General features: G+C 73.4%; 10 protein-coding genes and 1 pseudogene. 10 read left to right on the forward strand and 1 reads right to left on the reverse strand.

Annotated elements, in window-relative coordinates; translation table 11 throughout:
* Window positions 1–677: 677 nt before the first annotated feature.
* Window positions 678–2,451 (reverse strand): annotated as a pseudogene (locus D7I43_RS21080) (beta-N-acetylhexosaminidase); the annotation flags it as partial.
* Between the two features lie 271 nt (window positions 2,452–2,722).
* Between D7I43_RS21080 and ppdK the strand changes: the two are divergent.
* From ppdK to D7I43_RS21130, 10 genes are all read left to right on the forward strand, one after another.
* Entirely contained in the window at window positions 2,723–5,431 is a 2,709-nt protein-coding gene (gene ppdK, locus D7I43_RS21085; RefSeq protein WP_120330279.1) for a pyruvate, phosphate dikinase, read from the forward strand.
* 223 nt (window positions 5,432–5,654) lie between these two features.
* A complete protein-coding gene (locus D7I43_RS21090) occupies window positions 5,655–6,005 on the forward strand; it encodes a VOC family protein (RefSeq protein WP_120330280.1) in 351 nt (116 codons plus the stop codon).
* A gap of 45 nt (window positions 6,006–6,050) precedes the next feature.
* Window positions 6,051–7,382 carry a deoxyguanosinetriphosphate triphosphohydrolase gene (locus D7I43_RS21095; protein WP_120330401.1) on the forward strand — a complete coding sequence of 444 codons (1,332 nt, stop codon included), beginning with the start codon at window positions 6,051–6,053 and terminating at the stop codon, window positions 7,380–7,382.
* A 14-nt stretch (window positions 7,383–7,396) separates the two neighbouring features.
* The gene (locus tag D7I43_RS21100) at window positions 7,397–8,227 is read left to right on the forward strand and encodes a siderophore-interacting protein (protein ID WP_120330281.1); all 831 of its coding nucleotides are present in this window, start codon (window positions 7,397–7,399) and stop codon (window positions 8,225–8,227) included.
* Window positions 8,228–8,316: 89 nt separating this feature from the next.
* A complete protein-coding gene (locus D7I43_RS21105) occupies window positions 8,317–9,957 on the forward strand; it encodes a BCCT family transporter (RefSeq protein WP_120330282.1) in 1,641 nt (546 codons plus the stop codon).
* A 92-nt stretch (window positions 9,958–10,049) separates the two neighbouring features.
* Window positions 10,050–11,021: an ABC transporter ATP-binding protein gene (locus tag D7I43_RS21110; protein ID WP_120330402.1), complete on the forward strand. Its 972-nt coding sequence runs from the start codon at window positions 10,050–10,052 to the stop codon at window positions 11,019–11,021.
* Window positions 11,018–11,872: an ABC transporter permease gene (locus D7I43_RS21115; protein WP_120330283.1), complete on the forward strand. Its 855-nt coding sequence runs from the start codon at window positions 11,018–11,020 to the stop codon at window positions 11,870–11,872. Before D7I43_RS21110 ends, D7I43_RS21115 begins: the two co-directional genes overlap by 4 nt.
* 10 nt (window positions 11,873–11,882) lie before the next feature.
* Window positions 11,883–12,134, forward strand: a complete 252-nt coding sequence (locus D7I43_RS21120) for a helix-turn-helix transcriptional regulator (RefSeq protein WP_120330284.1) — start codon at window positions 11,883–11,885, stop codon at window positions 12,132–12,134.
* A gap of 99 nt (window positions 12,135–12,233) precedes the next feature.
* Window positions 12,234–14,126, forward strand: coding sequence for a DNA primase (gene dnaG, locus D7I43_RS21125; RefSeq protein WP_120330285.1), 1,893 nt, complete (start codon window positions 12,234–12,236; stop codon window positions 14,124–14,126).
* A complete protein-coding gene (locus tag D7I43_RS21130; RefSeq protein WP_120330286.1) occupies window positions 14,127–14,660 on the forward strand; it encodes a hypothetical protein in 534 nt (177 codons plus the stop codon).
* Window positions 14,661–14,687: the final 27 nt, after the last annotated feature.

Here is a 14,687-nt window from a genome sequence, read left to right on the forward strand (position 1 = left end):
GCCCTTGACCTGACACCCCGAACAACCAACGGCGGGGAACTATCTGGCCGCCGTTGGGGAGAACTCCGCGGCCGTCAGCGGGGACAACTGCCGGCCGCCTACGGGGAGATCAAAGAGACCGTTGACACCCCGGCTGGGACGTCCGCACCCTCGTCCGCGTCGATCGGTGGACCTTGACTGCCGTTCGATCCGGGGCCCATAGGCCCGTGTTGCCGCTGAGGCCGTGGTGCCCCAGATATGGGGCAGGTCGACAGCGTCCACCCGACCGGTGTGCGCCCGGCTGGTTGGGCGCGCCTGGTCGACCTCGACGCCGGTGGCATGGCGGTGACCGGGTGACGGGGATACCGCCCGGCGGACAGCGGGTCGAACACGACGGCGCCGGCCAGGGATAGGACGGCGCTGGCCATGGATAGGCCGTGGCCTGCCGCGAGCTGGGTGCCCAGGGGCAGCTAGACCGGTTCGGCGGTGGTGTCCGGTGCCGGCTGGCCGGGAATCGGCTCGGCGGCTGCTGCCGAGGCTGCCATCAGCGGCTCCGTCGCAGCAATCACTGCTGCCGCCGGCTTCGTCACGGGGATCGCTGCCGCCGCCGGCTCCGTCACGGGGACCGCTGCTGCCGTCGGACCGGTCGCGGGGAGGGCTGCCGCGGGCTCCGTCGCAGAAGCTGCTGCTGCTGCTGCCGGTTCCGTCACGGGGGCCGCTGCTGCCGGAGCGGCTGCGGTGGTCTCGGTCGGCGGCCAGGGCACCTCCGGCGACGGGTGGAAGGTGATTCCGGCCGCCGCCCAGCGGGGGCCGTGCCCGGCCAGCCGTTCGCGGAAGCCGGCCCAGTCGTGGGCCGACCGCGGCGACCAGGCCAGCTCGGCCACGGCGGGCAGCCGGGGGAAGAGCATGAACTCGACCTCGGCGAGCGTCGCCACGGACTCGGTCCAGAGCGGCGCCTCCACGCCGAGCACCGCCTCGGCGGGCACGCCGGCGATGTGGGTGCCCGGATCCCAGTCGTACGCGCGGCGGACGTCGATCAGGCCCGCCCAGTCGTGGCCGATCGGGGTGTCCGGGGTGTACTTCATGTCCAGGTAGGCGTGGTTGGCGGGGGGAGAGGATCAGCCGGGCGCCGCGGCGTACGGCGTCGGCCGTCTCGGGGTCCTCGCCGTTGGTGCCCCACCACTGGAGGACCCGCCCGTCGGCGTGCGCGGCCGGGGCGAGCTGGTGCCAGCCGACCACGGTCTTCCCGGTCGCCGCCACCAGTCGCTGGGCCCGTTCGATGAAGCCCCGGTAGACGTCCGCCGGCACCTTGAACGCCTCGTCGCCGCCGATGTGCAGCCACGGCCCCGGCGTGAGCGCGGCCACCTCGCCGAGCACGTCGGCCACGAAGTCGTACGTCCGCTCGTCGGCCGGGTCGACGTAGCTGAAGCCGACCTCGGTGCCGGTGTACGGCGGCGGCGCGACCTTGCCGGGCGCCAGCTCCGGGTACGCGACCAGCGCGGCGTTCGTGTGCCCGGGCAGGTCGATCTCCGGCACCACGGTGACGTGGTGGCGGGCGGCGTACCGGACGATGCGGCGGTAGTCCTCCCCGCTGTACGAGCCGCCGGGCCCGCCGCCCACCTCGGTGACGCCACCGACCTCCGCGAGTCGCGGCCACGAGTCGACGGCGATCCGCCAGCCCTGGTCGTCGGTGAGGTGCAGGTGCAGGTGGTTGAGCTTGTAGCGCGCCAGGTGGTCGACGACGCGCAGCACGTCGGCAACCGGGAAGAAGTGGCGGGCCACGTCGAGCATCGCCCCGCGGTACGCGAAGCGGGGCCGGTCGACGATCGACCCGCCGGGCACCGTCCAGCGCTCGGTCACCGGCGTCCGGCTCTCGACCGCCGGCGGCAGCAGCTGGCGCAGGGTCTGCACGCCGTAGAAGAGCCCGGCCGGGGTGGCGGCGACGATCCGGATCCCGTGCGGCGCCACGTCGAGGCGGTAGCCCTCGTCGCCCAGCTCCCCACCGCCGGTCACCGCCGGCACGTTGACGTCCTGCCCAAGGGAGGCCGCCCCCGCCTCCAGCGGGTCGGTGGCGACGGTGAGGACCAGCGGGCCGTCGCCCTCGGTGCCGGCCGCGTCCGCGACGGGCAGCGGGAAGCCGGTGGCGGGCCGCAGCAGCGCCGCGAGCTCCTCGGCGACGTCCCGGCCCGCGGGGCTGACCCGGACCGCCGCGTCGGCGGTGAGCGTGAAGTCGGCCGCCGGGTCGGGCGCCACGAACTCGGGAGCGGGGACGACGTCACCCAGTCGGACGGGTGCGGGCGGGGCGAGCAGGTCGCCGGCGCGGTGGGCGGCGCTCCGGGCCAGCTCGGCGGCGGCCGGACGCCGGGTGGGCACGCCCAGCTCGTCGAGCGGGTCGGGGCCGGTCTCGGGCGGGGTGGCGGGGGTGGTCGTCACGGCGAGGGCTCCCGGGTGTATTCGGGCGGGATATGGCAAAGGTCAGGTTCAGCGAGAACCAGTGCCCTCAAGCGTACGGCGGCAGGGGCGATTGCGTGATCATGCGCGTGGAAGCGTTCCCAAAAACCGGTACGAACGCGGATAGTGGTGATGGCTGTGCCTATTGTCACCGAACGGTCCCAGGCCACCCGATGTTCGCTTAACCTTCGCCCACCGATCGTTGGACGACGCCGGATTACCGGTGGTCGCCCTCGGGGTATGTCCGAACTGAACCTTCGTTAAGTGTCAATGGCGCGCGTTGGAGGGTCTGGTGGCAGCGCAAGAGACGGTCGACCACAAGTACGTGTACGACTTCGCCGAGGGCAACAAGGATCTCAAGGACCTGCTCGGTGGCAAGGGGGCCAACCTGGCCGAGATGACCAACCTCGGCCTTCCGGTGCCGCCCGGTTTCACCATCACGACCGAGGCCTGCAAGGCGTACCTCGCGACCGGTGAGGAGCCGGCCGGTCTCGCCGACCAGATCGAGGCGCACCTGGAGTCGCTGGAGCGGGAGATGGGCCGCCGCCTCGGCGACCCGGACGACCCGCTGCTGGTCTCCGTACGCTCCGGCGCCAAGTTCTCGATGCCCGGGATGATGGAGACCGTCCTCAACGTCGGCCTCAACGACCGCAGCGTCATCGGGCTCAGCGCCCAGGCCGGCGGCAACGACCGGTTCGCCTGGGACTCGTACCGCCGCCTCATCCAGATGTTCGGCAAGACGGTCTGCGACGTGCCGGGCGAGGAGTTCGAGCAGGCGCTGGACGAGGCCAAGCGCGCCAAGGGCACCACCAGCGACCTCGACCTCGACGCCGACGACCTGCGCGCGCTCGTCGACGCGTACAAGAAGATCTTCGCCAAGCACACCGGGCGGGAGTTCCCGCAGGACCCGCGCGAACAGCTGGACCTCGCCATCCGGGCGGTGTTCGAGTCGTGGAACGCCGAGCGGGCGGTCGTCTACCGCCGGCAGGAGCGGATCCCCGCCGACCTCGGCACCGCCGTCAACGTGGTGACCATGGTCTTCGGCAACCTCGGCCCCGACTCCGGGACCGGTGTCGCCTTCACCCGCGACCCGGCCAGTGGCGCCCAGGGCATCTACGGCGACTACCTCGCCAACGCCCAGGGCGAGGACGTGGTGGCCGGCATCCGCAACACCGTGCCGTTGCAGGAACTGGAGCGGATCGACAAGAAGTCGTACGACGAGCTGCTCGGCTACATGGCCCGGCTCGAGGAGCACTACAAGGACCTCTGCGACATCGAGTTCACCATCGAGCGGGGCAAGCTCTGGATGCTCCAGACCCGGGTCGGCAAGCGGACGGCCGCCGCCGCGTTCGTCATCGCCGGGCAGCTCGTCGACGAGGGCCTCATCGACCTGGACGAGGCGCTGCACCGGGTCAACGGCGCGCAACTGGCCCAGCTGATGTTCCCCCGGTTCCGGCTCGACCACGACTTCGAGCCGGTGGCCAAGGGCGTCGGCGCCTCCCCGGGCGCCGCGTCCGGCAAGGCCGTCTTCAGCTCGGACCGGGCGGTCGAGATGGCCGCGCAGGGCGAGTCGGTGATCCTCGTCCGGCGGGAGACCAACCCCGACGACCTGAACGGCATGATCGCCGCCAAGGGCATCCTCACCTCCCGTGGCGGCAAGACCAGCCACGCGGCCGTCGTGGCCCGGGGCATGGGCAAGACGTGCGTGTCCGGCGCCGACGAACTCGACGTGGACATCCCGCAGCGGAGGTTCACCGTCGGCGGGCGGACGGTGAACGAGGGCGACGTCATCTCCATCGACGGCACCACGGGCAAGGTCTACCTCGGCGAGGTGCCGGTCACGCCGTCCGAGGTCGTGCAGTACTTCGAGGGCACCCTCGACCCGGAGCAGACCGACGACCCGCTCGTCCGCGCCGTACACCGGATCATGACCCACGCCGACCAGCGGCGGCGGCTCGCGGTGCGGACGAACGCCGACACCGCCGACGACGCGGCCCGTGCCCGGCGCTTCGGCGCCGAGGGCATCGGGCTGTGCCGCACCGAGCACATGTTCCTCGGCGACCGGCGGGAGCTGGTCGAGCGGCTCATCCTGGCCCGCACCGACGACGAGCGCGAGGCGGCCCTCGCCGCGCTGCTGCCGCTGCAACGGGCCGACTTCGTGGACATCTTCCGGGCGATGGACGGGATGCCGGTGACCGTCCGGCTGATCGACCCGCCGCTGCACGAGTTCCTGCCCCCGCTCGAACAGCTCGCCGTCAACGTGGCCGTCGCGCAGGAGCGGGGCGAGGACGTGGCCAAGGAGGAGGCGCTGCTCGCCGCCGTCCGGCGGATGCACGAGGAGAACCCGATGCTCGGGCTGCGCGGCGTACGGCTCGGACTGGTCATCCCGGGCCTGTTCGCCATGCAGGTCCGCGCGATCGCGGAGGCCGCCGTGGCCGTGGTGCGAGAGGGCGGCTCGGCCTGCCCGGAGATCATGGTCCCGCTGGTCGGCGCCGTGCAGGAGCTGGAGACGGTCCGCGCCGAGGCCGAGAAGATCATCTCGGAGGTGGTCGGTGACAGCGGGGTCGAGGTGCTGATCGGCACGATGATCGAGGTGCCGCGGGCCGCGCTGACCGCCGGCCAGATCGCCGAGGCCGCCGAGTTCTTCTCCTTCGGCACGAACGACCTCACCCAGATGGGCTGGGGCTTCTCCCGCGACGACGTCGAGGCGGCGTTCTTCTGGCGCTACCTGGAGCTGGGCATCTTCGGCATCTCGCCGTTCGAGTCGATCGACGCCGAGGGCATCGGCCGGCTCGTGCGCATCGCCGCCGAGGAGGGGCGGGCCGCCCGGCCCGGACTGAAGCTCGGCGTCTGCGGCGAGCACGGCGGCGACCCGGACTCGGTGCACTTCTTCCACTCGGTGGGCCTCGACTACGTCTCCTGCTCCCCGTTCCGGGTGCCGGTGGCGCGGCTCGAAGCGGGCCGTGCCGCCGTGGAGACCGCCGGCTCGGACAGCCGCTGATCGCCGACGTCCTGGTGGGGGCCCCTTGTCCACCCGTGGTGGCGCGGGGCCCCTCTCGACGGGCTGGCGTGCGGAGGGCGTCGGGGTCGCGGCTCGGCGTGGCAGGGTGCGATCGCCCGGCGCCCGCTCGGCGTGGCGCGGTGCGGTCGCCCGGCGCGCCGTACGGCTGCCGCGGGCGTAACCTTGGCTCGCTCGTACTCCGTGGATGCGGAAGGGTGGCTGCATGACCAGCGTCTGGGAGAGCCTGACCGTCGACGCCCACGATCCGCCGCGGCTTGCCCGCTGGTGGGCCGAGGCCCTCGGCTACCAGATCGTCACCGAGAAGCCGGACGCCGTGGAGATCCGCCCGTCGGCCGACCGCCTCCCGGGCATCGTCTTCGTGCCGGTCACGGAGGCCAAGGAGACCAAGAACCGCCTGCACATCGACCTGCGCCCGAGCGACCGGGAGGCCGAGGTCGAGCGGCTGGTCGACATGGGCGCCCGGCACGTCGACATCGGCCAGGGCGACGTCGGCTGGACGGTGCTCGCCGACCCGGAGGGCAACGAGTTCTGCGTGCTCCAGCAGCGGGGCTAGGCCGGTGACCGGTTGAGCGGGCAGCCGCCTCCGGGCGCCGGCACCGTGCCGGACGCCGGCCGGGAGCGGGACGGGCGTGCCGTACGGAACGCGGACGTTCCCGGCGCGCCGGACGCGGAACGCCGGGTGCCCGAGCCGCCCAAGGACACCGGCCACGGCCGGTCGCCGTACGAGCGGGACCGGGCCCGGGTGCTCCACTCGGCCGCGTTCCGCCGGCTCGCCGCCAAGACCCAGGTGCACACGGCCGGCACCGACGACTTCCTGCGTACGCGGCTGACCCACTCGCTGGAGGTCGCCCAGATCGCCCGGGAGATGGGTGCCCGGCTGGGCTGCGACCCGGACGTGGTGGACGTGGCCGGGCTGGCCCACGACCTCGGGCACCCGCCGTTCGGGCACAACGGGGAGGCCGCGCTCGACCTGCTGGCCGCCCCGTGCGGCGGCTTCGAGGGCAACGCGCAGACGCTGCGGGTGCTCACCCGGCTGGAGGCCAAGGTGCTCGCCCCGGACGGCTCCTCCGCCGGGCTGAACCTCACCCGCGCCTCGCTCGACGCGGTCGGCAAGTACCCCTGGCCGCGCCGGCCGGGGGAGCGCAAGTTCGGGGTGTACGCCGACGACGCCGACGTGTTCGCCTGGATCCGGGCGGGCGCGCCGCCGGGGGAGCGGCGCTGCCTGGAGGCGCAGGTGATGGACTGGGCCGACGACGTGGCGTACTCGGTGCACGACGTCGAGGACGGCATCCACGGCGGGTACGTGACGCTGCGCCCGCTGCTGGTCGACGCCGACGAGCGGGCCGCGCTCTGCGCCGACGTGGCGGCCACCTACTCCGGCGAGTCCCCGTCCGACCTCGCCGAGGTGCTGGTCGAACTGCTCGCCGACCCGGTCCTCGCGCCGCTGGCCGGCTACGACGGCAGCCACCGTGCCCAGGCCGCGCTCAAGACGACGACCAGTGTGCTGACCGGGCGTTTCGTCACGGCGGCCGTCGCGGCCACGGAGGAGCGGTTCGGCCCGGGCCCGCACCGCCGGTACGCCGCCGACCTCGTGGTGCCCCGACCGGTGCGGGCGCGCTGCGCGCTGCTCAAGGGGATCGCGCTGCGCTACGTGATGCGCCGCCCGGGTGCGCACGCCCGGTACGAGTGGCAGCGGGCGGTCCTGGCCGAGCTGGTGGCCGTCCTGGCCGACCGGGCGCCGGACGCGCTCGACCCGGTCTTCGCCCCGCTCTGGCGGGCCGCGCCGGACGACGCCGCCCGGCTGCGCGTGGTGGTCGACCAGGTGGCCTCGCTCACCGACCCGGCCGCGGTGGCCTGGCACGCCCGCCTGGTCGGCGAGGGCGGTCGAGCCGCCCGGACCGACCCCACGGCGGCCGGCCCGCGAAGTTAGGGTAGCCTAACCACATGTCGGAACGCCGTACGAAGGTCACGTCGGCCCGGGTCCTGCGCACCGAGCGGCCCGCCCCGCGCCTCATCCGCCTCGTCCTCGGCGGGGAGGAGCTGGCCGGGCTGCCCGTGGGAGAGTTCACCGACCACTACATCAAGGTGGTCTTCCCGCAGCCCGGTGTGGCGTACCCCGTGGCGTTCGACCTCGACGCGATCCGCCGCGAGCTGCCCCGCGCGTACTGGCCGCGGCTGCGGACGTACACCGTGCGGGCCTTCGACCCGTGGGCCGGGGAGCTCACCGTGGACGTCGTGTACCACGGCGACGAGGGGCTGGCCGGGCCGTGGGCGGCCCGCCTGCGCCCCGGTGACCCCGTGCGCTTCGTCGGCCCCGGCGGCGGGTACGCCCCGAGCCCGGACGCGGACTGGCACCTGATGGTGGGCGACGAGAGCGCGCTGCCGGCGATCGCCGCGGCGCTGGAGCGGCTGCCGGCCGGCGCGCCGGCGAAGGTGTTCCTGGAGGTCGACGGGCCGGCCGACGAGCTGGCGCTGCACAGCCGGGGCGCCGTCGAGCTGTGCTGGCTGCACCGGGGCGCCCGGCGGGTGGGCGACGCGCTCGTGGCGGCCGTGCGGGACCTCGACTTCCCGCCCGGTGCCGTGCACGCGTTCGTGCACGGCGAGGCGACGTTCGTGAAGGAGCTGCGCCGGCTGCTGCGGATCGAGCGCGGCGTGCCCCGGGAGATGCTCTCCATCTCCGGCTACTGGCGCCTCGGCATGGACGACGAGGGCTGGCGGGCCAGCAAGCCCGAGTGGAAGCGGCAGGTCGAGGCCGAGGAGGCGCTCGCCGCCTGACCCGCCCCGGCGGGTGTCGGTCGCCGACGCTTCGCCCGATATGCACCCTGTGACGCCCTCCCGCTGCCGAGGATGGGCAGGGGGTGCCCATGAGCGAGCAGGTGGAGGAGCCGGGGGCCGGCGCGAACCGACCGGTCGACCGGGTCGTGCTGGCGCTCAGCGCCGGCGGGGTGCTGGCCGTCGTGCTGTGGGGCGTCCTGGCCCGGGGATCCCTCGCCGTTGCCGGCCGGGAGGGGCTGGCCTGGGTCATCAGCACCTTCGGCTGGTTCTTCGTCGTGGCGGCCGACGCCTTCGTGGTGCTCTCGCTGGTGATCGCGGCGAGCCGCTTCGGCCGGATCCGCCTCGGCGCCGACGACGACGAGCCCGAGTTCAGCACGCTCGCGTGGGTGTCGATGATGTTCAGCACCGGGATGGGCATCGGGCTGGTCTTCTACGCGGTGGCCGAGCCGATCGAGCACTTCGCCGTCCCGCCCCCGGCCACCGGGGTCGCGCCGAACACCGGCGCGGCCGGCGCGGCGGCCATGCAGTACACGCTCTTCCACTGGACGCTGCACCCGTGGTCGATCTACGCGGTGGTGGCGCTGGCGCTCGCGTACTCGACCTTCCGGAAGGGCCGGGAGAACCGCCTCTCCGCCGCGTTCCGGCCGGTGCTCGGCGCCCGTGCCGACGGTGTGCTGGGCCGGGTGGTCGACCTGCTGGCGGTCTTCGCCACCGTCTTCGGCTCGGCCACCAGCCTCGGCCTCGGCGCGCTCCAGGTGGCCGCCGGGCTCGGCCTGGTCACCCGGGTGCCGGACACGGTGGCGGTCGAGCTCGTGGTGATCGCCGCGCTCACGCTGGCCTTCGTGGTCTCCGCCGTGTCCGGCCTGCACCGCGGCATCAAGTGGCTCTCCACCACGAACGTCGTCCTGGCCGTCGTACTGATGATCTTCGTGTTCGTGGTCGGGCCGACCGTCTACACGCTGGAGGTGCTCCCGGCCTCGGTCGGCGACTACCTGACCAACCTCGTGTTCATGTCGACCCGTACCGGCGCCTTCTCCGACCCGGCCTGGCTCGGCTCCTGGACCATCTTCTACTGGGCGTGGTGGATCTCGTGGGCGCCGTTCGTCGGGATCTTCATCGCCCGCATCTCCCGTGGCCGCACGGTCCGCCAGTTCGTCACCGGCGTGCTGCTGGTGCCGAGCGGGGCCAGCGTCGTCTGGTTCGCGATCATGGGCGGCAGCGCGCTGCGGACCCAGGCCACGGGCACCCGCGACCTGGTCGCCGACGTCCGCGCGGGCACCGAACGGGCGCTGTTCGGGCTGCTGGAGGCGCTGCCGCTGGCCGGGCTGACGTCGGTCCTGGCGATGGTGCTCGTGGCCCTCTTCTTCGTGACGGGCGCCGACTCGGCCGCGCTGGTGCTCGGCTCGCTGACCTCCCGGGGGACGTTGCGCCCGCGCCGCTGGCTCGTCGTGGTGTGGGGCGTGCTGATCGGCGCGGTGGCCGCCGTGCTGCTGCTCGCCGGCGGGCTGGACGCCCTGCAACAGGCGACGATCCTCGTGGCGCTGCCGTTCGTGCTCGTGATGCTCGTCCTCGCGGCGGCGCTGCTCCGGGACATGGCGCGGGATCCCGCCGTCAACCCGCCACCCCGGGTGCGCCGGTCCGGCCTGGCCGCCGCCGTGCGCGCCGCCCGGTCGTACGAGGAGGAGGATCCGCCGCCGGTGACCCGGTGGTTCCACCGGCGCCCGGGATGAGGTGTCGCTCCCCCGACCGAGAGCGGGTGTACCTCGAGATGTAGTAGGGGTGCTACATTTTGCCGCAGTGATTCGCCAACTGGGGGATGGTCATGACTGCGGTCGAGCTCCCGGGAGTCGCCTCGACTCCGCACCCACCCGACGAGGACGTGGTCCTCCACGTCCGCGACCTGCGCATGCGGTACGGCACCGTCGACGTGCTGCACGGCGTCGACCTCACCGCCCGGAGGGGTGAGGTCATCGCGCTGCTCGGGCCGAACGGCGCCGGCAAGACGACGACGATCGAGATCCTCGAAGGGTTCCGCATGCGATCGGCCGGTGACGTCCGCGTCCTCGGCGTCGATCCGGGGCGGGGCGACGAGCGCTGGCGCGCCCGGCTGGGCGTCGTGCTCCAGTCCTGGCGGGACCACGGCAAGTGGCGGGTCCGGGAGCTGCTGGCGCACCTCGGCGCGTTCTACGCCCCGTACTCCACCGACCGGATCCCCCGGCCCTGGCCGGTCGACGAGCTGCTGGACACCGTCGGCCTCACCGCCCACGCGGGCAAGCGGGTCAACCAGCTCTCCGGCGGGCAGCGCCGCCGGCTCGACGTGGCCGTCGGCATCGTGGGCCGCCCCGAGCTGCTGTTCCTCGACGAGCCGACGGTCGGCTTCGACCCGGCCGCCCGCCGGGAGTTCCACGAGCTGGTGCACCGGCTGGCCGACCTGGACGACACGACGATCCTGCTCACCACGCACGACCTGGACGAGGCGGAGAAGCTCGCCGACCGGATCCTCATCCTGGCCGGTGGCCGCATCATCGCCGAGGGCACGCCGGACGATCTGTCCCGCCGGGTGGCCGGCAACGCCGAGATCCGCTGGACCCGGGACGGCGAGCGGTTCGTGCACTCCGCGGCCGACGCCACCGCCTTCCTGCGGGAGCTGTTCCGGCAGTACGGCGACGGCGTGCAGGAGCTGGAGGTCCGCCGGGCCAGCCTGGAGGACGCGTACATCGCGCTCGTACACGAGCAGGAATCTGGCGGCCGGGCCGGCGCGGCGGCCGTGTGGAAGCAGGGGAGCGAGGCATGAACCCGACCAGAGCGGCCGTCCGGGCCGGTGTCCAGCGCGGCCTCACCGAGCTGCGCAACAGCTTCACGAACGCGCAGGACCTGTGGGGCTACGTCTTCCCGACCCTCATCCTGCTGGTCACCATCTTCTTCATGCGCGGGGCGACGGTGCCCGGCACCGGCTTCTCCCTCGGCACCCGCACGCTGCCCAGCATCCTCGGCATGGGGCTGGCGTTCGGCGGTCTGATCACGCTCGCCCAGCAGCTCGTCGTCGAACGCGAGGACGGGACGCTCCTGCGGGCCAAGGCCACGCCGAACGGGATGCTCGGCTACCTGGTCGGCAAGCTCACGTCGATCTCGACGGTCGCGCTGGTGAGCATGGTCATCCAGCTCGTGCCGGCGCTGTTCCTGGTGGACGGGCTCCGGCTGACCGAGGCGAGCGCCTGGTTCACCCTGCTCTGGGTCGTGGTCATCGGCCTGGTCGCCACGCTGCCCATCGGCGCGGTGATCGGCTCGCTGATCGAGAACCCGCGCAACCTCGGGCTCGTCATGCTGCCGATGATGGGTCTGATCGCGCTGTCGGGCATCTTCTATCCCATCAACGGCTACCCGGGGTGGGTCCAGGCCGTCGCCCAGGTGTTCCCGATCTACTGGCTAGGGTTGGGGATGCGCTCGGCGCTGCTGCCGGACAACCTGGCGGCGGTCGAGCTCGGCGGTTCGTGGCGGCACCTGGAGACGCTCGGTGTGCTCGGCGCGTGGGCGGTGCTCGGGCTGGTGCTCGCCCCCGTCGTGCTGCGGCGGATGGCGCGCCGGGAGTCCGGTTCCCGGGTCGCCGCCCGCCGTGAGCGGGCGATGCAGCAGGCCATCATGTGAGAGGGTGCCGATGAGCGAGACCGTGCACAACCGGATCGCGGTGCTGCGCGCCGAGCGGGGCATCTCCCGGCGCCAGCTCGCCGACGCGCTGGGTGTGCACTACCAGACGGTCGGCTACCTGGAGCGCGGCGAGTTCCGCCCCAGCCTGCACCTGGCGCTGCGGATCGCCGCGTACTTCGAGGTGCCGGTCGAGGTGGTCTTCTCGATCGAACCGTTCCCTCGGATCGGGGACACCGCCGCGGAGGCCGGCCGCACGGCGTGACCGCCACCCTCCGGGCGACCCTGCCCGGAGGGTGCCGCGTCGCGGTCGCCCGTCACACGCCACGCCCCCGGCGGCGGATCGTCGGTCCGGCAGGGCAGGATGTACGCCGAGGAGGTGGCGGACATGGCGGGGCGGATCCGGGACGAGGACATCGCGCTGGTCCGGGAGCGCACCTCGATCGCGGACATCATCTCCGAGACGGTGACCCTCCGGTCGGCCGGCGGCGGCAACCTCAAGGGGCTCTGCCCCTTCCACGACGAGAAGAGCCCGTCGTTCAACGTCTCGCCGGCGCGCAACGTCTGGTACTGCTTCGGCTGCGGCGCCGGCGGCGACGCCATCAAGTTCCTCATGGACGCCGACCACCTCAGCTTCGTCGAGGCCGTCGAGCGGCTCGCCGCCCGCGCCGGCATCCAGCTGCGGTACGTGGAGTCGGACTCGTCCGCGCCGCGGAGCCGCCCGCAGCAGGGGCAGCGTCAGCGCCTGGTGGCCGCGCACGCCGCCGCTGTCGAGTTCTACCGGTCGCAGCTCACCACGGCGCCCGCCCGGCCGGCCCGGGAGTTCCTGGCCGCGCGCGGGTTCGACCGGGCGGCGGCCGAGCGGTACGCGTGCGGGTTCGCCCCCGACGCCTGGGACCAGCTCACGAAGCACCTGCGCCAGCGCGGCTTCACCGCCGACGAGCTGGTCACCGCCGGGCTGTCCCGCCCGTCCCGGTCGGGCACGCTGATCGACCGGTTCCGCCGCCGCCTGATGTGGCCGATCCGCGACATCACCGGCGACGTGATCGGCTTCGGGGCGCGCAAGCTGTTCGACGACGACGACGGCCCGAAGTACCTGAACACCCCCGAGACCCCGATCTACAAGAAGTCGCACGTCCTCTACGGCATCGACCAGGCCAAGCGGGAGATCGCCAAGCAGGGCAAGGTGGTCGTGGTGGAGGGCTACACCGACGTGATGGCCTGCCACCTGGCCGACGTGCCCACGGCCGTGGCGACCTGCGGCACGGCGTTCGGCGCCGACCACATCTCGGTCCTGCGCCGGGTGCTCTTCGACAGCGACGAACGCGCCGGCGAGATCATCTTCACCTTCGACGGCGACGCCGCCGGGCAGAAGGCGGCGCTGCGGGCATTCGACGACGACCAGCGCTTCGTCGGGCGTACGTTCATCGCGGTCAGCCCCGACAACATGGACCCCTGCGAGCTGCGGCTGGCCAAGGGCGACCTCGCGGTGCGCGACCTCGTCGCCCGCCGGGAGCCGCTGGTCGACTTCGCGCTGCGCCACGTCATCAGCCGATTCGACCTCGACACCGTCGACGGCCGGGTGGAGGCGATGCGCCGGGCCGCGCCGCTGGTCGCGAAGATCAAGGACCGGGAGAAGCGCCCGGAGTACGTCCGCAAGCTCGCCGGCGACCTCGGCATGGAGATCGAGCCGGTGCAGCGTGCCGTGCAGGCGGCCCTGTCGACGGGCGCCGGCCGGGAGGCTCCCGCCCCGGCCACCCGCTCCGCGGCCCAGCCGGCGGTGGACAGCCCGCAGTCGATGGTCGAGCGGGAGGCGCTGAAGCTCGCCCTCCAGCAGCCGGTGCTCGCCGGGCCGATGTTCGACGCGGTGGAGGCCGCCGAGTACCGGCACCCCGTCCACGTGGCCGTCCGCGAGGCCATCGCGGCGGCCGGCGGGGTCGCGGCGGCCACCGGCGGCGCGGTGTGGATCGAGTCGGTGCGCGACGCCTGCACGGACCTCGCCGGGCAGGCCCTCGTGGCCGAACTCGCCGTCGAGCCGCTGCGCATCGACGGCGAGCCGGATCCGCGGTACGTCTCGGTGACGATGGCCCGGCTCCAGTGGGGGTCGGTCACCGGCCGGATCAAGGACCTGAAGTCCCGGATCCAGCGGATCAACCCGGTGAGCAACAAGGACGAGTACTTCGCGCTCTTCGGTGAGCTGCTCTCGCTGGAGCAGCACGCCCGGGCGTTGCGGGAGCAGGCCGCGGGAGGGCTGTAGATGGGACTGTTCAACCGCCGACCCAAGCTGCCCGCGGCCGACCGCCCGCCGCTGGGGCCCGACGAGCGGGTGCTGGCGTGGGCGGCGGCCGGAGACGGGACGGGCAACGGCGTCCTGGTGGCCACCAACCGCGGGCTCTGGCTGCCCGGCAACGAGCGGCTGGGCTGGCACGAACTGCTGAAGGCGGTCTGGTCCGGCCGGGAGCTGACGGTCACCCCGGCCGAGAACGTCGCCGAACGGGACGGCTACCTGGTGGTCGCCGACGCCGACCCGAAGACGTACCTGCTGCTCGATCCCGGTGACCTGCCGCACCAGGTGCGGGCCCGGGTCACCCGCTCGGTGGCGTACACCCAGCACCACCGGCTGCCCACGGGCGCCGGCCGGATCGCGGCCCGGCGCGTCCCCGGGGTGGACGGTCTGACGTGGACCGTCCGCTACGACCCGGGCACCCCGACCGACGACGCCGAGGTGGTCGCGGAGACCGACCGGCTGGTCGCCGCGGCCCGCGCCGCGACCGCCCCCGCCGACGTCTGACCGGCGGGACGGCCGCCGGCGTGAAAT

Source organism: Micromonospora globbae, assembly GCF_003610785.1.
Taxonomy (GTDB): domain Bacteria; phylum Actinomycetota; class Actinomycetes; order Mycobacteriales; family Micromonosporaceae; genus Micromonospora; species Micromonospora globbae.

What these genes read in the sequence shown, in the direction of transcription:
- D7I43_RS21090 (WP_120330280.1), top strand. Translation starts at nt 5,655, where the DNA reads ATGACCAGCGTCTGGGAGAGCCTGACCGTCGACGCCCACGATCCGCCG.
- D7I43_RS21100 (WP_120330281.1), top strand. Translation starts at nt 7,397, where the DNA reads ATGTCGGAACGCCGTACGAAGGTCACGTCGGCCCGGGTCCTGCGCACC.
- D7I43_RS21105 (WP_120330282.1), top strand. Translation starts at nt 8,317, where the DNA reads ATGAGCGAGCAGGTGGAGGAGCCGGGGGCCGGCGCGAACCGACCGGTC.
- D7I43_RS21110 (WP_120330402.1), top strand. Translation starts at nt 10,050, where the DNA reads ATGACTGCGGTCGAGCTCCCGGGAGTCGCCTCGACTCCGCACCCACCC.
- D7I43_RS21115 (WP_120330283.1), top strand. Translation starts at nt 11,018, where the DNA reads ATGAACCCGACCAGAGCGGCCGTCCGGGCCGGTGTCCAGCGCGGCCTC.
- D7I43_RS21120 (WP_120330284.1), top strand. Translation starts at nt 11,883, where the DNA reads ATGAGCGAGACCGTGCACAACCGGATCGCGGTGCTGCGCGCCGAGCGG.
- dnaG (WP_120330285.1), top strand. Translation starts at nt 12,234, where the DNA reads ATGTACGCCGAGGAGGTGGCGGACATGGCGGGGCGGATCCGGGACGAG.
- D7I43_RS21130 (WP_120330286.1), top strand. Translation starts at nt 14,127, where the DNA reads ATGGGACTGTTCAACCGCCGACCCAAGCTGCCCGCGGCCGACCGCCCG.